Raw genomic sequence first — 23,045 nt, 5'->3', positions numbered from 1 at the left:
TCATAGATGAATGGATATTATAAGGAAGAATATACGATGAATCTTACTCAAGCAGTCCTGACAGTACCTTCTCATATGGTACCAGGTGGTATGCCACAGCCTAATCTCAAACAACTAGGATTTAGCGGTTATAAACGTTGTGTCGATGTTGATACAACGACACTGACACGTTTTGAATTCACTCGCCCAACCAAACATGCGACTGAAGCACAATTTGACGAAGCCATTGAACAATTTATTTGGTTATTCGCTAAAGGCACACCTTATGTTATAGATAAAACCTTTGCTGATAATACTCCCGATAGCCATCACCGTTATTATTACACCAATAATCAACGTGTGTGTGAATCTATCCGCTAATCAATGTCTCTTTTATAGCCAATCTGTCACATTCATCCTCAATATTCTGAAACCAGATTGGCTATAACGCGCCCATAATTTTATAATTTTGCAAGTATTCCACTGTCACAATGCAGACGTATCCAATCACCATCGTCTTTCAATAATAATAATGTGCCATCAAGATTAATTGAGTTTTCAGTTAGCTGGTTAAGTTGATGGTCATTACTGCGAAATACACGTTTCAAATTCATCCCTAATAATGTATTCAAATAATGCTGTAGTGCTGGATCTTTTTTAAATACTACCGACGAGTTATCGGACAATTGAAATTGGATTTGTTCAATATCAGTAACAACAACCTGTTGCAGGGTTAACTCAGAGGCTAGGCTAATATCATTAATGCAGTCTGTTGTTATTATAATCGTTGTATTTGTCATCATCGTTCCTATCTACATTTCTATACTCGATGATTTACACTACGCCTGCTATCACTGAATGAACATAAGATCATTTTTATATTGCAACAACTTCGCTTTATGGTCGGTTTCAGGCTCAGTAAATGTCGTAAAAAAGCCATAACAACGTCATAAAACTGTCATCGCTATTCCCTACTCTACAATCCATTGCACCACAATCATAACGCTATAAACAATAACAGAAGGAATAACACGTGCCATTAACAACCCCAGCAACAACCGCCATTAAAGCAACAATGCCAACTTATCTCGCTATTTTTGATTTAGATGAAACCCTTATAGCTGCTGATTCAGCCAGCTTATGGCATCATTTTATTGTTACAAAAGGATTAGCTCCAATATCATTGTTAACCCAAGAACAAGCCATGATGACAGCCTATAGTAAAGGCACACTTGATATGGACAGTTACATGACAGCAACCCTTGCCCCACTCAAAGGCAAAAGCCAACAACAAATAAAAATCTTGGTTGATGAGTTTATCGACAACGTCATTACACCAACTATCTACCGACAAGCACTTGAGCGTATAGCATGGCACCGTAAACGTGGTGATCATATTCTCATCATTTCCGCAACTGGCGAACATTTGGTGAAGCCAATAGCAACAGCCCTTGGGATCAATAATGTCATTGCGATTAATTTAGAGCAAGCTAATGGCGTTTATACTGGAGCAACAACCGGTATACTGAGCTTCAAGGAAGGTAAAGTTGAACGATTGAAAATGTGGCTACAACAACAAAATCATGCTTATAAAGGCAGTTATGGCTACAGCGATTCGGCCAATGATTTGCCCCTACTTAATGTTGTGAATAAACCTTTTGCCGTTAACCCAGATCCAACATTAGCAATGCATGCGCAAATGAATGAATGGACGATCATGGATTGGCGTCATGAAAACAATATTCTACGCTAAACATTCAACGCCTCTTCTCGCAAAATATCCTTCTAGCAGCCCCTCTCTATTCACTATAACAGGCTCTTAAAAATAAGAGCATGTTAACAAACGATAAATAAATCCGTTAACTATGCTTGATAATACATTTTCAGTACCCATTTACAGATAGTAACAAACTAAATGAATTATCTTGTAGCCAACTATAGATGTAGTACAACGAACGTAATACAGTATTCGCGCATTATATTTCGATTTACAAATTACAACGGTGTATTCATCACCCGTTCAATATCGTTATGAGAATAATGTAGTTTGTAAGTAATCTTATTTAGCAAGGCTGAGAGTCAACACATCTCATCAGCCAAGCAACGGTACACCCTACCAATGACAGGGTATTGAGAAGGTAATCATCATGACTCCACAAGAAAAAGAACTGATTCAAAGCGTTGCTGCTAAGCTTCAAAAAAGCCCTGAAAGCAAAAAAGATGCCGAAGCAGAGCAATTTATCAACACTGAAATTGGCGCACAGCCAGATGCTATCTACAAACTAACACAAGCTGTTCTTGTGCAAGAGATGGCACTTAAACAATTAAAAGAAAAGAACGATTACTTAGAAAAGAACGCTGAGTATTACAAACAAGAATCAAACCGCGGCACCATGAGCCGTATGTTTGGTGGTTCTCGTCAAACGCCACCACAGCCACCACAACCACCCGTTCACCAGCCAAGTGCTTTTGGCGGTTTCATGCAGACTGCGGCAGGCGTAGCTGCAGGTATGGTTGCAGGTAGCGTTATCAGCAATATGCTATTTGATGATAAACCAGCAGAAACAGCGGCAGCAGATCCTGCACCTGCGGCGGATCCTGCTGCAGATACAACAGCAACTGATACTGCACAAGCAGATCCCGCTGCCGATGCAACCACAGATCCACAAGCTGATGATTCAAGTTTCTTAAATGATGATTCTAACAGCTTTGCTTCTGATTATACCGGTGGCTTTGGTGATGCTGGTTTTAACGATAATAGCGGTGGTTTTGGCGACGCTGGCTTTGGCGATAACAGCGGCTTTGGTGATTCGGGCTTTGGTGATTCGGGCTTTGGCGGTGACGACAACGGTTTTGGTGACGATGACCTATTCGCTAATAACAGTGGTTTTGGCGATACTGACGGCGGCTTTGGCGGCGATTTCGGTGGCGACGACGACGACTTCTAAGATCGTCATAATCAACAAATAAAAAAGAGCGCGTTAGCGCTCTTTGTTTATCTCACAACAGCAACCAAGGTTAAGTGTTATACGGGCTTAGATATTTTAGTTGCATTTGATTTATCGATTAAAGCGCGATAAGCCGTTGCCTCAATAGCTGCAATAATAAACGGAATAGCGATCACAATAACGCCCCAAATAAAGATATAAATAAATTTGAGTCCCATTGCTAAATTAGGATTAGCAAACAACAAGAAAATTGGTAATCCAATAAAAAGAATATAAAAAGCAACCGGTAATAAACCAGCAATTACAAATGCATATAACTTTTTATCTTTTGTTATTGCCAGTGCATCTTTAAACGAGGCTTCTTTACCTGCTGCAATCGCAGGAAGAACGAAAGATAAACGTGAAAACACAATCCAGCCAACAATACCTAATGCCAACATTATGCTATAAACAAAACCATTTGAGGCGATTTGATGATCAGCTTCAATTAATAGCCAAATAGCTTGTAATAAAACAAATAACACTAACAAATAACCACTATAACGACGTTGTTGAGCATCAAATTTAATCCCCTGCCACGGCGCGTCGGCGGTGTCATCTGTCTCATGTTTATCTAATATTTGTTGGGTGCGTAAACAAATAATCGAAGAGGTCAGAAAAATCGCTATATTAAAAATAAACACCAATATTTCATTATAGAGTTCATTGCCTGCTACTGAGACTTTCATTGAACGTAAAAAATACGTTACTAAAAAAGGAATCAGTAAGGCTTTTAATAACCTTTTTTTATTATGTAAAACCGTCGATAGCGACTGGCTTAATGTTTCCAAAATCATACCCTAACTCCTTTATCAACGCAGTAATAATGACAATTACAACGTTATCTTCCTTATTTTTACTTTAAAATTTCCATTTTTACATTTAATACGCCTGAACGTGTATTACCAATTGCCTTAAATGCAGAGCTCGATAAATCAATCATACGTCCTCGAATAAAAGGACCACGATCATTAATAGTGACAATCACACTTTTATTATTACTGACATTAGTCACTTTCACTCTCGTGCCAAAAGGTAAAGTACGGTGAGCTGCGGTTAATTTACCTTGGTCAAAAATTTGGCCGTTAGCTGTTTTACGTCCTTGAAACATATTGGCGTAAAAAGATGCTTTACCGTAGATGACTTTATTCGCTTTTTTATATTCAACTGGCTTAATAATTAAAACTGGCCGCTTAGTTTCAACCGTTGGGGTGTTATTATGTTGCTCGGAGTTTGTACATCCAGACATAATAAGGGCTACTACGCTCACCCCTAAATAGCGTATAACAGACCAATTCATATCACCCCTCCAGCTCATCAAACTTATTCAATCAATCACTTATAAAACAAGTAAAAAGATTAACTACTTGTTAAATTCTATCATCAAATGTAACTTAAAACCGAACAAGATCATATTTAACTGTTTTTAAAAGAAAAAAAACCGACATTAAAAGTAATGTCGGTTACAAAAAGAAAAAATAAAACATACTGTATACACCCATTTTTATCTCTACTTCCAATGTAAAAATAAACAATGACACTATAAACTCAGCAAATTACATACCAATATTTAATCACGATAATTTACTGTCTATTATTGCCGCCAATAGAGGCGATTGTGGGTTAGATAACAGTTTTATTGCAATATAGATAGCAAAATGCAAAGCAATACGGTGTATTATTGAAATGCAGTAATAATTAATTACTCAATTTTGCACTAGTCGCTTAGTTAAAAGATCTTTAGAATGCGCGTTTTCAACTCCTGTAGAAATCCAATATGTTTAAACTATTAATTTCAATGCCGCCTCAGATCGCCCTTGCTATCGCAATTATTTTTGAAGTCATTGCTACCTCTTTTATTCCTAAAGCAGAGCAATTTACTAAATTACTACCAAGCACTATTGTTATTGTCGGTTACGCAGTCGCTTTCTTTTTATTATCAGTTACAGTCAAAACAATGCCAGTAGGGATTGTTTATGCTATCTGGAGTGGTGCTGGGATTGTTCTGGTTGCAACCATCAGCTACTTTGCCTACGGACAGCGGTTAGACTTACCCGCAATTATCGGTATTGGATTAATTATTGCGGGCGTATTAGTGGTTAACTTATTATCAAAAACTGTTTCTCATTAACCTCTTCTTGTCACTCTTTATAACATCAAATAAGGAATGAAGGATCAAAGACTTCTTCCTTATCCATCACAGCTCCAGTGATGTGGTCCTGCCGTTCGCTCTTGCAAGTAATACTTTGATACACTTAATAGATAAACTTTCCTAATGGTAGATATAAAATAAACCTATCGAAAATCGGTGCAGTTAGTCGCGTCGTTAATAAGGATATTTTATGTCACATCCATCATTGAAATTTTCGCATCAACACCAAGCAGCAGCGCTGTTATACCGCGCAACATTTGGCCCTCAAATTGATGATCTAAATCCACTGGTTAAGCTCGATGTTAGCCAATGGTTTGAAGAACAATACAATGCCTCACCTTCTTATCATTTGCCGCAACTGCGTCATGCGGTACTAGTATCAGGTAAAACTGAGCCCACAACTAATTTACGGCTTGGCGTATGGTGGCAATATGCATTAACAGCCAATGATCAACTGCGCCAGCGTATGGCTTATGCCTTGAGTCAAATTTTAGTGGTTTCAAGTGTTGGTGTTGGCAATCGCCATGAAGAGCTTGCAGCATATTATGATTTGTTGGTTGAACATAGTTTTGGCAATTTTAGAGATTTACTAAAAGCTGTGACAATAAACGCAGCAATGGGCCGCTATTTAACCTTACGTCGCAGCACCAAAGCAAACCCTAAAAATAACACTTTCCCTGATGAAAACTATGCCCGTGAATTAATGCAATTATTCACTATCGGTTTATGGCAACTAGATGAAAATGGTCAGCCAGTCACTGATCATAATGGCGATCCAATTGCTTCATACACCCAAAATGATGTTCAAGAATTAGCTCGCGCGCTTACCGGTTGGCAAAGTGGTCATAATGAACACCCAATGACACCACGTGAACGTAATCATGACACTGAGCAAAAATTCATTTTAGGCCAGCACTTTGCAGCAGGTCAAAATACCGAGCAAGATCTAGATCAAGCATTAGATCTGCTTTTTAATCACCAAAATACACCCTTTTTTATCGCTAATTTATTAATTAAACGTTTTGTTACCAGTAATCCAACCCAAGCCTATCTTTGCCGCGTTGCACAAGCCTTTATTGATAATGGCAACGGTATTCGAGGTGATTTAAAAGCGGTGTTATGGGCAATATTAACTGATAGCGCTGTTATTAATGGTCAAGCAAGTCGTCAAAGTCAGTTGGGGTTATTAAAAGAGCCAATTCTCATGGCCGCTAACCAAGCTCGTGCACTAGGTGTGACATCATTAGGGGATTATTGGGAAGTAAAAAGTAATGTTCGCTACTTTGGTCAAAGTCCATTACAAGCAGAAACCGTGTTTAACTTTTATCTGCCAGACTTTGCGCCGCAAGGTGAAATTGCCGCAAATGGGTTAACAGCACCTGAATTTAGCCTATTAAGCAGCTATCAAATGCTCAATATTCATAATCGATTATGTGCAGTCCTAAATTGTCACCAATCAACCAAACCGCAGCAATGGTTTTATGCAATTCAACCTTTTATTGCCGTTCAGCATGATAGCAATGCCTTAATAGAGATGATTAATACCCGTGTTTTTGCAGGGCTTCTTTCTGATTCTCTACGCGCGCAATTATTTGACCTGTTAGATAATCACATTGCGATAAATCAACAAGTTCGCCGAGTTGAATCAGCTCTTTATACCGCCTTTACTTCACCAGAGTTCTTTTGTCAGGAGTTCGTAGCATGACAATTACATTATCTCGCCGCCGTTTTTTACAATCAACAGCAGCATTATCAGCCGCGACATTATCACCCCCATCGCTTGCGTTACCACAAAATAACACTGTAGATGGCCATAAAGCACTGGTGGTTATTTTCTTACACGGTGGTAATGATGCTTATAATATGATCGTACCAACCAGTGTTGATGCGTATGCCGATTATCACGCTGCACGACCAAAGTTATGCTTAACTGAAACTGAAATTATTCCGCTACCCGTAGCGACAGATAACCATATAACGCTCGGTATACACCATAAAATGTCTGCGTTAGCTGAGTTATTTAACAATGGTGAAGCCACCGCACTGATCAACAGTGGTCAATTACTCGCCCCAACCACAGCATCAGCCATTGAGACTAACCAAGTTGCTTTACCGCAATTTTTGATGGCGCACAACATGCAACAAAACTTATGGCAAACAGGTTCTAACGGCCACAATAACCCACTTGGCTGGGCTGGAAGAATGATGGACATGCTTAATTTACAGAGTGAGCTGTCGCCGCTTATTGGTCTCAATGGTGATAAGCGCCTATTACGCAGTCAGTCTTTAGGACAAACCGTTGTTAGCGACCAAGGTGTAACAAAATACGCCGAATGGAAAGATGAGGTTAAACTTGATCAATATTTCGCTCACTTTACTGAACGTGGTTATGACAACATCTACAGCCGCCATTTCGCTAAAGTAATGCAACAAAGTGTGAGTGAGAATGAAGCGTTAAAGCAAGTACTTGCGGCTCATCCTGCAACAGCTGTTTACCCTGAAACCAAATTAGGTAAACAGTTAAGCATGGTGGCACGCTTAATTGATGCTCGCCAAACGCTAGGCCAACAACGTCAAGTTTTCTTTGTTAGCTTGGGTGGATTTGATACTCACGTTAATCAAAAAGCCGTCCATGATGAACTTTATACTGAAATTAGTGAAGCCATGGCAGCTTTTAATCAAGATATGCACTCACAAAATGTTCATCAACAAGTGACAACTATCACCATGTCTGACTTTGGGCGTCGTATTCAAGCCAATGAATCGGGAACGGATCATGGTTGGGGTGGACATCAACTTGTAATGGGAGGTGCGGTTCAAGGTGGACAAGCTTATGGACAGTGGCCAAATCTTACACCTGGCAGTGAAGATGATTTTAACCACGGTCGTATTATTCCAAGTATGGCTGCTGATCAGGTCAATGCTTCTTTATGTCGTTGGTTTGGGCTTAATGACCAGCAAGTATTAACCCTATTCCCACATTTAACCCAGTTTAACTCACCGTACGTCCCTTTCATTTAAGCGACCAACACAGGAGAAGTAAAGGCTTCTCCTGTGAATATCTTCCACTTATTATTAAATAATACTACTCACATAAGCGGCCATATTATGCATAAAATGGGCACCAAACGGCGTGAACATCAGCATAAACAGCGTAATATTAACAATAATTGTTAACCATAAAATCGCTTTAAAGGGCTGTTTCTGAGATTTATGGCGCAGTATTTTTTGAGCCCATAAAGCACCAGGCCACCCTCCCAGCACAGCGAGTAAATGTAAACTTGCTTCCTTCGTACGCCAAGCATCTTTTTGAGCTGCACGTTTATCATGTGCGTAAACAGCAAACGTGACAATACTTAGGCAAATATAGCCCATTAAAACCCAATATGGACAGCGCGCTAACCACACCCACCCTGCCACTAATGCCAAAAATAGAACGCTGAAACCTTGTGCTTTACTCATGGGTGCTGTGTATTTATTCATGCCTGAATGTGATTTAACAAACTGTACCGATTTAGCTGCGATTTTACCGTTTTGGCTCGTGCCAAGTTGATAATAAACACGTTCATTAATTCGTGGGCGACGTTGGCGTTCTGCTAAAGCACTCACATGAAAAAAGATATTGTCGCCTCCAGCTTGAGGCCGAATAAAACCAAACCCTTTGTGATGATCCCACTGCACAATTGTGCCTTGCTTGCTCATTTTTTTACCTGTGGTTTTACACTGTAAACAGATTAACTGCTGATTATTAACCATGATCCTATTGTAATGTCTGCTATCACCCTATTTGAGCGTTATAAGTTACTTTTTTGGTATCAGGTTAATATTTTTATCATTAAAAATATCGCGATTGTTGAGTAGCGTCAAAATACTGCATACAATGGCTATGCATACTAGCGCATTTTTACATCCAAAATCGCCGTTAATAGTGCCATTATACTTATCTATATTGCTTTTTATTAGCTAATTGCGACCGCTCATCAATTAGGTTAACTATGTTTAAACGTTTTGAAAACTTTACCGAGGCATTTCCTCAACAAGATCCCGAGCAACCGCCACAAGGGATCATTGCTTTTTGCCGTTACTATAGCCGTGGATTTGAAAAGCCACTGCTGATTATGGCTTTTCTCAGTGCTACCGTCGCGATCCTCGAAGTGGTTCTCTTTGGATTTATGGGTAAACTGGTCGACTGGCTAACAGACAGTGATCCCCATACATTTCTTGCTCAAAATGGTACTAGCCTGTTTTGGTTAGGCTTGGTTATTTTAGTATTAATGCCAACGCTAGTACTGATTTCATCACTGATCACACACCAATCGCTATTGGGTAACTATCCAATGTCGATTCGATGGCTAGCGCACCGTTATTTGCTTAAACAAAGCGTGTCGTTTTATCAAGATGATTTTGCTGGCCGTATTGCGACTAAAGTAATGCAAACATCGCTGGCTGTACGCGAAACAGTAATGAAAACTGCCGATGTCTTTGTTTATGTCTCGGTTTATTTCACTTCATCGTTAGTCATTTTAGCCCAAGCTGACTGGCTACTGATGTTGCCGATGCTCTTTTGGCTATTTGCTTATATTGCTATTCAGATCTATTTCGTACCTAAACTGAAGCACATCGCGGCAGAACAAGCCGACGCACGTTCAACCATGACGGGATCAATTGTTGATAGTTATACCAACATTTCAACGGTTAAATTGTTTTCCCATGACCAACGTGAAACTGAGTATGCTGAAAAAGGCATGAAAGGCTTCCTAGCAACCGTCCATACTCAAATGCGGTTAGTTACTGGGTTTAATTTCTGCGTTCAACTTACCAACTACACGCTGCTGTTTGCCATTTCTGCACTATCTATTTATTTGTGGATGCACAGTGCCATTCAAGTCGGTGCGATCGCTATTGCCATTAGCCTTGCACTGCGTATTAACGGCATGTCAATGTGGATCATGTGGGAAGTCGGCGCATTATTTGAAAATATCGGTACAGTTGTTGATGGTATGAAAACCTTATCAAAGCCGATTGCCATTGAAGATGATGCCGATGCTAAGCCTTTAGCAGTAACCCAAGGCGGGATTGAATTTGATGATGTAAGTTTCCATTACGGTGAAAACAAAGGCATTATCAGCCATCTTAATCTCAACATTAAACCCGGTGAAAAAGTCGGTTTAGTCGGACGTTCTGGCGCAGGTAAATCAACCTTAGTTAACCTGCTTCTGCGCTTTCATGATGTGGAAGGTGGTAAAATTCGTATTGATGGTCAAGATATTACCGCCGTTACTCAAAACTCACTGCGCAGTAATATTGGCATGGTGACCCAAGATACTTCCCTATTACATCGCTCTATTCGTGAAAATATCGTCTATGGCAAACCAGATGCTGATGATGAAACCTTATTTGCCGCCACTCGCCAAGCGCAAGCGCATGAGTTTATCGAAACCCTTACCGACTCTTTTGGTAATGTTGGCTACGATGCACAAGTGGGTGAACGTGGAGTTAAACTGTCAGGCGGTCAACGTCAGCGAATTGCTATCTCGCGAGTATTACTTAAAAACGCACCAATCTTAATTTTAGATGAAGCAACCTCAGCGTTAGATTCTGAGGTTGAGGCTGCGATTCAAGAAAGCCTTAATGAGCTAATGCAAGGTAAAACAGTGATTGCGATTGCGCACCGTTTATCTACCATTGCCGCGATGGATCGGTTAATCATTCTTGATAAAGGCCAAATCATTGAGCAAGGCTCTCATGCTGAGTTATTGCAGCAAAATGGCATTTACGCACAATTATGGGCCCATCAGACCGGTGGCTTTATTGGCGAGCAGGATGTTTCTGACAGCGTTGATGATTTGAATCAGAATATGTAGTTGCATTTGATTTTCTTTAACACCAAGCCGCTGATTTAGCGGCTTTTTATTATGTGCTTTATGGTGATGCTGTTTTTATTTTGGAATCGAGAAAATATGGGTGTTATATTTTTTCCTTTTTATCAAGCCTATCCAACTGTAGTTACTCTCCCGACAACACCTGCCTGTGCCCAAACTTTGTCATTCCCTACAGTGAATGCCCGCGAGGGCGATAGGGAATCTATTCACAGCGCGTTGTAGAGTTATTATTTTCGTTGGTGTCTGAATGCTCAAACGTGTAGTGAATAGATCACGGGCACCCCTCATTTCTCTATATTCAAAAACATATGGTTGTTTTATGTTTGTCCTATGAGCAATTTATTAAATTTTATTGCTCGGTAGGTGTAAGATTTCACCTATGAGTAGATATAGAGAAACATGAGACAGCCATAATTTTTCTCTTAATACTAAAAAGAGAGGCGCATTAAACACCTCTTGATTATTTATAATTATGCAGCACCTTTTTTGGGTATATCTTGTTTAGGGGCTTTTTGTTTATTAACTGCTTTTCCTGAAGTAGTAATTTTCCCATTCCCAATAGGGAATTCAATCTTCTCGGCACTTTTAACTAAAGCTGATGCTAGTTGATCTATTGGATGATTGATCTCTACAGACGAATGAGTTTTATCTTTGAATAATCCTTCGGTCATAGCTGTTAATAACTTATCAGGTATTGAGCCGTCTTTTTTCTCATTCCATTCTAAGCACATTTCAATCGTTAGATGCGCTCTGTTTAGATCACGTACAAATTTTTGATTTTCTAATTCTTGTTGAGCAATACGATCAGCCCAAGAGTTTGCCCACTTGATGAGATATAGAACCGATGTAATGAATAAGGTAGAGCCTAAGAATATACGAACATATAAGAACCATAGCATTTCACTTGGTTTTTCTGCTGTCGGTCTTAATTCTGCTCTTAGGATATCAAGAGTACTTGTGTAATTGATATTATGAAGCTCAGTAAGGGCTGTATAGGTATTTAAGATTGCCACGAATATTAGAACGGAGCATAGAAGAACAGTAATGAAAGAACGTCTATTGACCGAAGGAGAGAAGTTAAACTGTGTTGCTTTTGCTTGTACTTCTTTGAGCATTGATGTTGTCGTATTTCGACGGGTCGTTCTGTTGTCTTTATCTTCTACGGCCTGTTCGCGTATCTTTAAAGCAGCATCTTTCCCTAGATATTCATTATCTAATAGCTCTCGCTTACTTTTGAATTCATCTTCTAATTCAGCTAAACGAGTTTGGTGCTTTTCGCCATTCAATTCTAAAAAAGCATGTTTTTCTTGCTCTAATAATCGATTATGTTCATGTTGTTTTTCAATTAGATTAGCATTTAGTCCTTCTAATTTAGTTAAAACGTCATGGTGAGCAGGGAATATGTTATTTTCTGAATTCATACTATGCGTAAGCATATCAGTATGACGTAATAGTTCTGTATGAACTTTGTGCTGTATTAGTACAACATCTTCTGTTTTAGTTTGATCATTTATGGTTATTGTATCAATGAAAGAATCTTGACTTCTTCGGTATGTGAATTGACTATTTGGTTTACTGTCGTCATTAAAATAAATAGACTGTATTGAGTTTGATGAAGAATTTTCTAGGCTAATAAAAAGGTCATGATAATCAGAGGATATTTCATTTTCTTTCTTTTCTTCATTGTACCCTACTGAAATAGTAATATTTATTCCCGCAAGGGATATTACCACTTTTGTTTGGTTGGTTAGTCCATATTTTTCATGGTGAAGAAGAAGATCATTTACAAACACTTTGATTAAGTAATTATCACTGATACGAGGAATTGAGATGGTAGCCATGTGCGATCTTGAGTTAATTATATTATGCAATATCTTGCACCAAACCAACGATTGATCAAGTAAATAAACGCCACCACATAAAAAATGGGACAGCCATAATGACGAAACATTGGACAGCCATAAATTTTTATTAGATCTATTCAGCACGGATTTGAATATTAAGGCATGCAAGAACGCCCATAGACAAAAAGTTTGTCAGTGACTTTACGAATTTAATAATCTACGAGTAACTTTAGTTATTACAAATGTCCAATCAAGTGGTCAAATTCACTCCCCCACTACAGTTGCTTGTTTTTTTTGCCTTAAATCTATCCCCAAAGCGATATTTGATAGATTATTTTTGCAACCAATTAAATGAATCGTCATATTTATGGACTTCACTACAATCCACCTACTAACAGATAATCACCACAACAAATAAACATTAAATCAACATTCATTATACACTTAGAGCCCATAAACCTAACAAAAACCAATTAAATGCTATCTATCTGATTATAAAGAAAAGCAATAAAAATAATTTTTATTTATCTAAAAAAATAACTGAGAAAGCATTGATTTTTATCATCTATTTGATGCTGTTTACTATATAGGTGAGCTGGTACTAACTTTTTTTTAAAATCCCCATGTTATCCACAGCGGCTCAAAAAATACCATCTTGCAAAACTCTTTTTTACCTTTATCTTATAAATACTTAACGGAGCAGAAATGTGCAACTTAACATGGCGACTGTATTAGCTTGACAATAAGTTTGTATGAGAGAATGAGTAACAGTTTATTGGAGAGGACATAAGTTGGTATTTTGCCGAGAAATGTCACATGAATAGAGGGAGGTTTTTATAGAAACAATGCTAGAAATGAAGACGGAACAAACACTAGTCGAATAATGTTTGTTCCGATAAGTCCAACGCTCAAACTGTTATGTTTTTACGATTAACTAACCCTAAATGCTAATCCAAGGTTAATCGTATTGTAAAAACGTAATTGAGTATTGTCAAAATTAATTCTTGGCTAAAAGTATTGCTTTATAGCCACGATTTTTTACGAGAATCATTACATGATCAATATGATTTTAAGTCTATACGCTACATTGAGCCCTGAAATGCAGGAAGCTATTCAACATTCGATGTTAAATTTACTTCAATCTGAATATTTAATTGCCCTACCCTTTGTATATTTACTTAGGGACGTAAAAGTTAATCTCACAATAAATATTCAAAAATAATAAGATGTACACAGATCTATCTTGATAGCAGTGATTCATTTATTGCACTTGACGATTTTTAACCTCTGTTTAGATAAACGAGTAATTAGCTATATAGGTTAGTTGCTCGTTTTTTCGTATCAGCACGAAACATGGGAAACATGGAACAGCCATAAATTTCATGAGGACTATCGGTGATCTCTTCAACACGTCTTTGAGCATTAAAAACACCAACGAAATAATAACTCTACAACGCGTGGATAGTAGATTCCCTATCGCCCTCGCGGGCATTCACTGTAGGGAATGACGGGATTTGGACACGGGTATGTATTATTGAGAATAATCGATGTAACCTTATTCACTTGAATGCTTTAACTTATTAAACGCCATAATAAGCATCGACAAGATCACCAATGATTATAGAATTAGTACAAGCATTTATCTCAAGCCAATCTTTTATATAAGCTCTATCACTTTCAGATGCTGAAGAATATGAGACATGGGACAGCCATAATTATTCAGAGGTCTATCCGTGATCTATTCAACGCGTCTTTGAGCATTACAAACACCAACGAAATAATAGCTCTACAACGCGTGGTGAGTAGATTCCCTATCGCCCTCACGGGCATTCACTGTAGGGAATGACGGAATTAGGACGCGGGCATTGTTGGAAGGAATAACGGAGTTTGGACTCGAGCATGTGTTGTTGATAATGGCTGCAGCGAGATAAAAAGTTATGGGTGTCCATTCTTTTTTTATTCTTTTTACAAAACTGAACAACAATCAATACGTTATATGTTAATATGCTTTTTATTATTACCACTAATAAAATCAGGTATTTATGGCAAACATCGTATTTATTGCAACCAGTTTAGACGGTTTTATCGCCGATAAACAAGGGAAGTTAGACTGGCTCCATGCAGTACCAAACCCACACAATATCGATACTGGATTTCTGCCCCTAATGGCGCGCATTGATGGCTTAGTGATGGGCCGTAATACTTTTGAGATGGTGGTAAGTTTTGATTGCGATTGGCCTTACACTAAACCTGTCTTTGTATTAAGTAATACCCTGACTCAGGTACCTAAAGGCTATGAAGACAAAGTAACGCTTATTAACGGTGAATTACAAAATATTATCACCACACTAAATTCTCAGGGCTTTAATGAATTATATATTGATGGTGGCATAACAATTCAACATTTTCTCAATGAAGATCTTATCGATGAAATGGTTATCACTCGTTTACCTATCCTTCTCGGCGGCGGTACGGCTTTATTTGGTGATCTACAACAACCATTAAACTTTAAAGTAACGAGCAACAAAGTGATCTTAGAAAACCTTGTTCAAACCACTTATGTACGAGAAAGATTATCTTAATACTCTACAATGCGTGGATGATAGCTCCCCTATCGCCCTCACGAGTATTGACTGTAGAAAATGACGAAATAAAGCCAGTACCTTATTCACTTTCGACTAAGAGTATTGGCTTTATTTGTATGATGGCTGTTACGATTGTTTAACGTTTACAGACCGTAAGATGCTAGCAAGTTATGGAAATACAGTGAAATACTTGCCCAAGTTCGAGTGAACCAGCCGCCTTGTTGAACGCCGTTGAGCGCGACAAGTGGCTCGGTTTGAATAACTTTATCTTTATAGGTTACAGTAATTTCACCTAATTTCTCACCCTTATCAACCGGTGCTTTGATATCACGTTCAATTTGAAGCTTAGCTACCAGACCTTTCTCATCAACACTGGAAGGAAGGATCATGGTTAATGGCTTCTCAAGACCTAAAGAGACCGTATTTTGCTGCCCTCCCCAAACCTTTTGTTCCGAAAGTTTACTATTTGCCGCATATAAAGTGTCTTGCTTAAAGAAGTGAAAGCCGTAATTGAATAGCGCCTTACTTTGAGCGGCAACATCATTCAACGATTTTGTACCTAGAACTACGCCAACCAACTTCATTGGATTATTTGGTATTTCAGCAGAGCTTACCAGTGAGTATCCCGCAGCTTCTGTACTACCTGTTTTCATGCCTGTCGCATATTGGTAAGTGAACAATAAGCGATTGAAATTGGGTTGACGGATATGATTGTATTCAAAATACTTTTGACTGAAAAAATGAAAGTATTGAGGGTAGTCGTTCATGATGTGCTGTCCGAGCAGCCCAAGATCATAAGCGGTTGAGAAATGTGCTGGCGCAGGCAAGCCCATGACAGTTGTGAAGTGGGTATTGTGCATACCGAGCTTAACAGCAGTCGCGTTCATCATCGCAACAAATGAAGATTGAGAACCCGCGATGTAATTTGCCAAAGTAACAGCGGCATCATTGCCCGATTCAACAAGCATACCTGAGATAAGATCTTTCACAGAAACAAAAGAGCCAGGCTTTAAGAACATTCTTGAACCACCAGTGCGCCATGCGACTTCTGGCACTTGTACTTTTGAGTCTAGTGAAATTACACCATCGGCCAGTTTTTGCTCAACAATGTACATTAGCATTAACTTGGTGGTACTAGCTGGTGCCATACGCATATTGGCATCGTTAGCGGCAATAATCTGTCCGGTATTAGCATCCATTAAAATGAAAGCGCGTGCTGCAACTTGAGGCGAAAATACTCCTGCCTGAGTCCATTTTTGCACCAAGGTTTCTGGGATCCCATTATTACCACCAGCTTCTACGGGTGCAGAAGGCACTTGTATATTTTCTGGAATACTGGTTTTTACATCGATAGCACCGAAGCTATTGAGTGGCGCTTGAGCGTCTTTGTATTGCGTTGCCGCAAAGTAATCACTATTAGGCATAGTGCTCGTTGCATCATTGCTAGGTGTAGCAAATACTGTACTGGAGGTAAATAATGCAGCGATGGTTGCTGCTAAAGAAAGCTGTTTGATTATTGTCATAAGAGTTTTTATTTACAGTTATTTACTAAAAGTGCGATATAAAAAAGCGACTGGATAGGATACTAACTTCACTGAGTAATTAATGCCCTACAGAGTTTATCTATCACACCACAAAAATGGTGAGTGCTTTTCCGTTCTTGATCAGCGTTACAATGACTTTGGTTACAAGGTCGTATTTCTATCTTACCAGTAGATCCATTATGGAAACCTGAACGGTTATGATGTTTATGCTGCAGGGAGGAAAAACATGGGACAGCCATATCTTTACTTAAATAGATTGCCTGAAAACAAAAAAGCGTTAGCACATTCTAGTATGCTAACGCCTTAAATAAATCGCACCTCATGTTACGTATTACACACATGTTTAGGTTTAATGATATTTATTTAACCAATATTGCAATCAGTGCAGCTTTGCAATTCAATTTCGTGTTCAAAAACAGCAACATCGCTACCATCTTCAAATAATTCAGCGATTTCTTGTGCGACTTCTTGCTCATCTTCTGCTTTTACTTGATCAGCAAGTGTTTCTTCTGAGTAACCATAGAAATTTAACAATAAGTAATCACGGACTTCATCTTTAGTACAAGTCACGTTCACCACAAGCTCTGAATTAACATCGCCCTGCGCAATGATCGCCGCTATTTGTGCGACTACATCTTCTTTCATCGTAGCTGTTAACCAACCAAGATCAGTACTTACTGCGGTTTTATTACAGTTAAAACAAGGAAGTTGATGAAAGTAGTATTGAAAATTAGTCATAGGTGATTTCTTCTTTAAATATTGTAAGCCAAGATTATGAGCGTTTTCTGGCAAAATACTACTGCAATAACTATTGAAAACACGATTAACCTGAATAATTAACAGCAAACAAGATGATTTACTTAAAGCGTCACCTCACAACATTAGTTACAGCGTCACTTAAAGTTGCTTTTATTCACATTCATAAAATACAAACCAATACCAAATATTCCCCATTGTAGTGTGTCGTGATGTCTTTCATGTTTTCCATTTACAGACTGATTGATAAACTAAACTACTACAATTTACGAATACCAACAGGGGTTATTGGGGGTTCAGTTTACAAAATGGTTAAATTGTCTGCTCTATACTGTGAGTTACAACAACTTTGTGATGTTGATATAAAAAATATCAACTCATATTTGATTACGCAAAAAAATAAACTCTTATTATAATTAGTTAACAGGTGTTTATAACAATGTTAATAATGCTTAATGGCGCATGAATAAGTGATTGACTTAATATACTTAAAGGAAAATCTAATGTTGCAATAGCGTAACTTGAACCCTTTTAGAGTCAGACGTAACATGCGCACACCTTTATTTGAGAGGACACCGCTTTGAACACACCCAGTCGATACTGGAATGAGATTTTTCCACGTTAATCTGTCCTCCAGCGCTTTTAAGTGCGAGTTGACAATGTTTAACTGTCAGCATGCACTATTCCTTATTTTCGTTGCTTTTGCTTAAATCTTAGTATTCCAGTTTTCATTGGTAGACGCTGTATTATCAGCCTCACTTCGTGTTTTTAAGTGTTCTTTATATCATCGCCATTAGTGGAGATATAAGACATGCTGAACGCATTCACATTAAACGATTTACGTTTACAACGTTTAGATTTAGACGCTCAAGACTCTATCTCATCAGCACTATGGGTTGATCTCATCGACCCCAATCAAGAAGAACGAGAGCGCGTACAGCAAGAGTTAGGACAAGGCCTTGCAACACGCCCTGAACTTGAAGATATTGAAGCAAGTGCGCGTTTTTTTGAAGATGAAGATGGCTTACATATTCACTCCTTCTTTTATTCCGAAGATATGGAAGATTATGTCAGTAATGCTACCGTTGCTTTTACTATTCGTGATGGACGTCTATTTACGTTACGTGAACGTGAATTACCAGCATTTCGACTTTATCGTATGCGGGCACGTACTCAACGGCTGCAACAGGGTAATGCTTACGAGCTACTGTTAGATTTATTTGAAACTAAAATAGAGCAACTTGCTGATGTAATTGAAGATATTTATAGCGAATTAGAGTCTATTGGCAAAACTATTTTACGTGGTAAGCCGGGTGAAAATTTTGATAAAGCCTTATCAAACCTAGCTGAGCAAGAAGATGCTGGCTGGAAAATTCGTTTATGTTTAATGGATACTCAACGCGCATTAAGCTTCTTGGTTCGCAAAGCCCGTTTACCTGAGAGTGAATTAGAACAAGCACGTGAAGTATTACGCGATATTGATTCTTTGCTACCTCACAATGAGTCTTTATTCCAAAAGGTGAACTTCCTGATGGATGCTGCCATGGGCTTTATTAATATTGAGCAAAACCGCATTATTAAAATATTCTCAGTGGTATCTGTCGTATTCCTACCACCAACATTGGTTGCATCAAGTTACGGTATGAACTTTAAGTTTATGCCTGAGTTGCACTGGGAACTGGGTTATCCTTATGCGTTAGGTTTAATGGTACTGGCGGGGTTTGCACCTTACTTATTCTTTAAACGTAAGGGATGGCTATAAGCTACAACTAATCATTGCTATCGCACATTATTTACAAAAAAAAGAACCCTACTTCAACAGCAGGGTTCTTTGTTATTTATTAACCGTTATAATTGTGGCTTCAGGCCAAGTTTTTCTAACACTAACTTAAAGTTAGCTTGACGCTCTTTGGCATTATGCACTTCGCCAGTTGAACATACTGAATCTGGACAACCACGGTTTACAATACCTGACACATCATCAATAAACTCAGTTCCTTTTAGGCCACTATCAACGTACTTTTTCAGTTCGTTGTAGTAATTCCAATCTGCATATTGTCCACCTTCATCAGAATATGCCTGCACCGATGTTACCCAGTAAAACAAACCTGCGATCCACTTAATTTCTTTGTTCTCTTCAGAGCTACAAATTAGACCCGGATTTGAACAGAAATCAAGATCAGCATACAGTGGGTTTGCTGGTGGTGCTTCAACGGTAACACCATCAATGGTTTTACCAATTGTCGCAGGATCAACATGGGAACGGCCTAAGTAATGGTTAAGGGTACCGAAGTTCTGACGGCCTGTCGTTTGAATGACACCGCGTCCCCACCAGCCACAACCTTCAACACTTTCCTGGCTGCTACCATCCCAAATAAACGTACCCGCTTGTTGACCAACATAAGTCTTACAAGTATCACGTTCCCACACCTGCTTAGAAGTATCGACATTTTCTGGTACATCATTACAGTGACCATTGTTTGTCCAACGACCAACCGCACCATTAACCAATAGGCCACGCTCTTCAAGTACTGCGTCTGGTGCGGCAAATACTGGCGCTGGCGCACCGTACCATTTAGCATGCGTTAATGCACTCACTTCCATCTTGTTATCACGAGGGCAAGAGTAAGCGTAATCTAAGCCTGAATCAGGATTCACACCGTAATCTGCATATTTCTGACCTAACTGACCACAACTTGCTGTCATTGGGTAGTCTGCAGGTGCACCGTATTTTACTTCAGACCAGTTATTCTCATCACAAGCGTTATAGCGAATCGTCTCTTGCATGCTTTGGGCTAAGAATGCAGCAATGGCAACTTTAGCGTAGACAATGTTAGTTGCATCATCAGCGTCATCACTCAATAGCCAAAACTTATTACCTGCAACACCAATATTGTGCATTGCATTTAAGCCATCAAGGAAATCATTCCACTTATAAACGGTAGATGGGATCCATTGTGACTGTGGCGTTTCGTAAAGGAAGGCTTCGTTATCCATTACATCAGCCGCATTGGTCAGCTGTTGGTTCAATGCTTCTATGCGTGTTAGTGAGCCTTTTTCTAGCTCTTTGCCAACATAGTACAGCGGCACTTTAGCTGTTTGGTAAGATTCAATTTGCGCGGTTAAATTAGCGCTGTTTTTATCAAACAAAATAGCAAAAATATTACTGTAAGCTGCTTTGCGGATTTTCTGCTCTGAGGTTGCATTACCCATAAAGTAATTAGCAGCTTGATCTGTTGGCATATTGGCTAACATCGCAGGCGTTTTTACAAAATCAGTGACTTGCTTAACGTATTCTAGCGCATTGTGCCATTGATCATTTGACAGAGCAGCCGTTGCATTTGACTTAGTAAAGGCCACGAAATCAGCTTTGGTTGCGCTATCTGCTGTATAAAGTGCAAGCTTGTCTAATAAATCTGCGCTGTAATTAGATGCGGCATTCCACACTGACTGACGGCCAGAATGGGTATCAAATGCAAACTCACCGATTGATAACGACCAACCAAATGGCGCTTGCGGTGCAACAGTTGATACAATCAAGTTATGTGCTTGTGTCCAACCCTTTAGATCATTGCTTAGTGCGTTGATCGCATCCACATCAATTTTACTGCCAGTGCTATCAACAGCCTTAATCAACGCTTCTTTAACAGCAACAGTTGTTGTTAATAGGTTTTTATCTTTCGTTGCATTATCAAGCACATCGCTACTAATAATCACTGATGCTGTATTAGCTTTATTCGCTTGTTCAATAACAGCAACAAATGCCGCAGTTAGCTTATTAACATCAGTAAGATCAGCGCTGTTCGCTGTCGCAATAGTCAGTGTCTCAGGCGCTGTTGTTGATGGGCTTGCAACTACAAACGTATTAGGCCAACCCGCCACTTCTAAACGAACAGGATCCATTGGGTTTGGCAATGAAAGTACTGGCGCAGTACCTGGTTCTGAACCATCACAATTTAAGTGCAATGCCCATGAAGCGTCGCTACCCGGTATGCTTTGGGTCCAGTAAACCGCAGAATATGCAATGTTGTCATGAACCATAATGTCGCCACCCGTTGCATGATCACCACGCGTCCAGTCAGGGTAAACATTAAATTCTTCACACAATCCCCCCGGTGGCGTTACTGGCGGCTCAACGGTTTCTTCTTTAACAGTGATAGTTAAACTAGCATTAGAAGAAAGTGCTTGGGCATCAGTTGCAATAGCATTTAGAGTAACATTACCTGTTTGCGTAGGTTGCCAATCACATGCAAATACCGTTGTTGTTGCAGCATCAAAGGTACAAATTTGTTGGTTATTTGCGTTAACAACTACTTTGGTCAAATCATTATCAACATCAGAGGCATTAATAGAAATAGAAACAGTGTCCGTTTCTTCAATGATTGAACCGTTAGTTGGAGTAACAAATGCGACAACTGGCGCGCTAAAATCGTCGTTACCTTCAGCTTCAACGTTTACAGCAACAGATTGTTGTTCAATTTTTTGGTTGTTTTTATCAAACACAAAGAGATTAATAGCCGCACTGCCCGCTTCTGTTGGTGTCCAAGTTTGCGAGTAAAGCTCAGTAGTTTGATCAATTGCTTTTTCAGCTAGCTTGGTATTATTAATCCAAAACTCAACTTTTGATGCTAATTCACCATCAATACGTGCCTTAATGACAACCGCTTCGTTAGCTTTTAATACTTGGCCTGCAATTGGAGCAAGAATCGATAGTTCGGTTTCTTCTGGCTCAGGTGATGGCTCATCAGTACACTCTGTTAATGACCAAAACCATGAATCAGTTGTTGGTGTTTCCCATATACTTGGGCTATTTTTAGCGATAAAACATTGGCCATCATATGACACAACATCGCCATTATTAACTTGGGTTGTACCCGGAATAAACGGAATAATAGTGTTAGGCTCTGGATTCGGCTCAGGCTCTGGTTCACCTGAACACTCAGCAGTGTCCCAAAACCATGAATTGATACTTGGCGAGTCCCAAACACCAGGGCTATTTTTAGCTATGTAACACTCACCATTAAAAGATACCAGAGTGCCATTTTGAACTTTTGTTTCTCCCGGAACAAAAGCAATAACGTTGGTGTCAGAAGCATATACATTGCTGCTCAGTATTACACTGAATATAGCCGCTGTTATTTTATTTATTTTTTTCACTTTACTTCCTAAGTATGTTCACTCATCTCAACGAAGCTAACACTCTCATCCTCATAAGTATTGATAGTTATATTCCGTACAACCAACTTATATTTAGCGTTTGTTTCACCAATGAAGTGTTATTAATCAATACGATACCATTCAATATAATATATTATT

17 protein-coding genes are annotated in these 23,045 nt (G+C 39.0%); 9 read left to right on the top strand and 8 right to left on the bottom strand.

The window, feature by feature from the left end; genetic code table 11:
- Positions 1-36 precede the first annotated feature (36 nt).
- Positions 37-360, top strand: a complete 324-nt coding sequence (locus PMAL9190_RS05335; RefSeq protein WP_087844248.1) for a hypothetical protein — start codon at positions 37-39, stop codon at positions 358-360.
- Positions 361-440: 80 nt separating this feature from the next.
- On the opposite strand, the gene PMAL9190_RS05330 is transcribed toward PMAL9190_RS05335, so the two are convergent.
- Positions 441-782 carry a hypothetical protein gene (locus PMAL9190_RS05330; RefSeq protein WP_159458360.1) on the bottom strand — a complete coding sequence of 114 codons (342 nt, stop codon included), beginning with the start codon at positions 780-782 and terminating at the stop codon, positions 441-443.
- 230 nt (positions 783-1,012) lie between these two features.
- On the opposite strand from PMAL9190_RS05330, the gene PMAL9190_RS05325 reads away from it, so the two are divergent.
- Both PMAL9190_RS05325 and PMAL9190_RS05320 read left to right on the top strand, forming a co-directional pair.
- On the top strand, positions 1,013-1,732 hold the full coding sequence (locus tag PMAL9190_RS05325) for an HAD family hydrolase (protein WP_235004291.1): 720 nt from the start codon (positions 1,013-1,015) through the stop codon (positions 1,730-1,732).
- A 394-nt stretch (positions 1,733-2,126) separates the two neighbouring features.
- Positions 2,127-2,927, top strand: coding sequence for a DUF2076 domain-containing protein (locus PMAL9190_RS05320; protein ID WP_087844246.1), 801 nt, complete (start codon positions 2,127-2,129; stop codon positions 2,925-2,927).
- A gap of 77 nt (positions 2,928-3,004) precedes the next feature.
- Here PMAL9190_RS05320 and PMAL9190_RS05315 read toward each other — a convergent pair whose 3' ends face one another.
- Together PMAL9190_RS05315 and PMAL9190_RS05310 are read right to left on the bottom strand one after the other, a co-directional pair.
- The gene (locus PMAL9190_RS05315) at positions 3,005-3,763 is read right to left on the bottom strand and encodes a hypothetical protein (protein WP_087844245.1); all 759 of its coding nucleotides are present in this window, start codon (positions 3,761-3,763) and stop codon (positions 3,005-3,007) included.
- Positions 3,764-3,822: 59 nt separating this feature from the next.
- Positions 3,823-4,266 carry a septal ring lytic transglycosylase RlpA family protein gene (locus PMAL9190_RS05310; protein WP_200813378.1) on the bottom strand — a complete coding sequence of 148 codons (444 nt, stop codon included), beginning with the start codon at positions 4,264-4,266 and terminating at the stop codon, positions 3,823-3,825.
- Positions 4,267-4,764: 498 nt separating this feature from the next.
- Here PMAL9190_RS05310 and PMAL9190_RS05305 point away from each other — a divergent pair, with 498 nt between their 5' ends.
- The 3 genes from PMAL9190_RS05305 (at position 4,765) to PMAL9190_RS05295 (ending at position 8,139) form a co-directional block, all read left to right on the top strand.
- A complete protein-coding gene (locus PMAL9190_RS05305) occupies positions 4,765-5,097 on the top strand; it encodes an SMR family transporter (RefSeq protein ID WP_200813393.1) in 333 nt (110 codons plus the stop codon).
- A gap of 211 nt (positions 5,098-5,308) precedes the next feature.
- Positions 5,309-6,823, top strand: a complete 1,515-nt coding sequence (locus tag PMAL9190_RS05300; protein WP_087844242.1) for a DUF1800 domain-containing protein — start codon at positions 5,309-5,311, stop codon at positions 6,821-6,823.
- Positions 6,820-8,139, top strand: coding sequence for a DUF1501 domain-containing protein (locus PMAL9190_RS05295; RefSeq protein ID WP_235004290.1), 1,320 nt, complete (start codon positions 6,820-6,822; stop codon positions 8,137-8,139). The genes PMAL9190_RS05300 and PMAL9190_RS05295 overlap by 4 nt, the downstream gene beginning before the upstream one ends.
- 54 nt (positions 8,140-8,193) lie before the next feature.
- Here the strand turns inward: PMAL9190_RS05295 and PMAL9190_RS05290 are convergent, their stop codons facing one another.
- A complete protein-coding gene (locus PMAL9190_RS05290; protein WP_087844914.1) occupies positions 8,194-8,820 on the bottom strand; it encodes a DUF1294 domain-containing protein in 627 nt (208 codons plus the stop codon).
- 293 nt (positions 8,821-9,113) lie between these two features.
- On the opposite strand from PMAL9190_RS05290, the gene PMAL9190_RS05285 reads away from it, so the two are divergent.
- Positions 9,114-10,982 carry an ABC transporter ATP-binding protein gene (locus tag PMAL9190_RS05285; RefSeq protein ID WP_087844241.1) on the top strand — a complete coding sequence of 623 codons (1,869 nt, stop codon included), beginning with the start codon at positions 9,114-9,116 and terminating at the stop codon, positions 10,980-10,982.
- Between the two features lie 488 nt (positions 10,983-11,470).
- On the opposite strand, the gene PMAL9190_RS05280 is transcribed toward PMAL9190_RS05285, so the two are convergent.
- Positions 11,471-12,841 carry a hypothetical protein gene (locus PMAL9190_RS05280; RefSeq protein WP_087844240.1) on the bottom strand — a complete coding sequence of 457 codons (1,371 nt, stop codon included), beginning with the start codon at positions 12,839-12,841 and terminating at the stop codon, positions 11,471-11,473.
- A 2,045-nt stretch (positions 12,842-14,886) separates the two neighbouring features.
- Here PMAL9190_RS05280 and PMAL9190_RS05275 point away from each other — a divergent pair.
- The gene (locus PMAL9190_RS05275) at positions 14,887-15,426 is read left to right on the top strand and encodes a dihydrofolate reductase family protein (RefSeq protein WP_087844239.1); all 540 of its coding nucleotides are present in this window, start codon (positions 14,887-14,889) and stop codon (positions 15,424-15,426) included.
- Between the two features lie 146 nt (positions 15,427-15,572).
- On the opposite strand, the gene PMAL9190_RS05270 is transcribed toward PMAL9190_RS05275, so the two are convergent.
- Positions 15,573-16,952 carry a D-alanyl-D-alanine carboxypeptidase family protein gene (locus PMAL9190_RS05270; protein ID WP_087844238.1) on the bottom strand — a complete coding sequence of 460 codons (1,380 nt, stop codon included), beginning with the start codon at positions 16,950-16,952 and terminating at the stop codon, positions 15,573-15,575.
- Between the two features lie 384 nt (positions 16,953-17,336).
- Positions 17,337-17,711, bottom strand: a complete 375-nt coding sequence (locus PMAL9190_RS05265) for a hypothetical protein (RefSeq protein ID WP_087844237.1) — start codon at positions 17,709-17,711, stop codon at positions 17,337-17,339.
- Positions 17,712-18,540: 829 nt separating this feature from the next.
- On the opposite strand from PMAL9190_RS05265, the gene corA reads away from it, so the two are divergent.
- Complete coding sequence (corA, locus tag PMAL9190_RS05260) at positions 18,541-19,491, top strand: magnesium/cobalt transporter CorA (RefSeq protein ID WP_065167281.1); 951 nt, start codon at positions 18,541-18,543, stop codon at positions 19,489-19,491.
- 86 nt (positions 19,492-19,577) lie between these two features.
- On the opposite strand, the gene PMAL9190_RS05255 is transcribed toward corA, so the two are convergent.
- Positions 19,578-22,886, bottom strand: coding sequence for an Ig-like domain-containing protein (locus PMAL9190_RS05255; protein ID WP_159458359.1), 3,309 nt, complete (start codon positions 22,884-22,886; stop codon positions 19,578-19,580).
- Positions 22,887-23,045: the final 159 nt, after the last annotated feature.

Origin of the sequence: Photobacterium malacitanum, from assembly GCF_900185615.1 — a bacterium.
Classification (GTDB): domain Bacteria; phylum Pseudomonadota; class Gammaproteobacteria; order Enterobacterales; family Vibrionaceae; genus Photobacterium; species Photobacterium malacitanum.
Note: the sequence above shows the minus strand (reverse complement) of the source record. Positions and strands in the feature narration are given on the sequence as shown.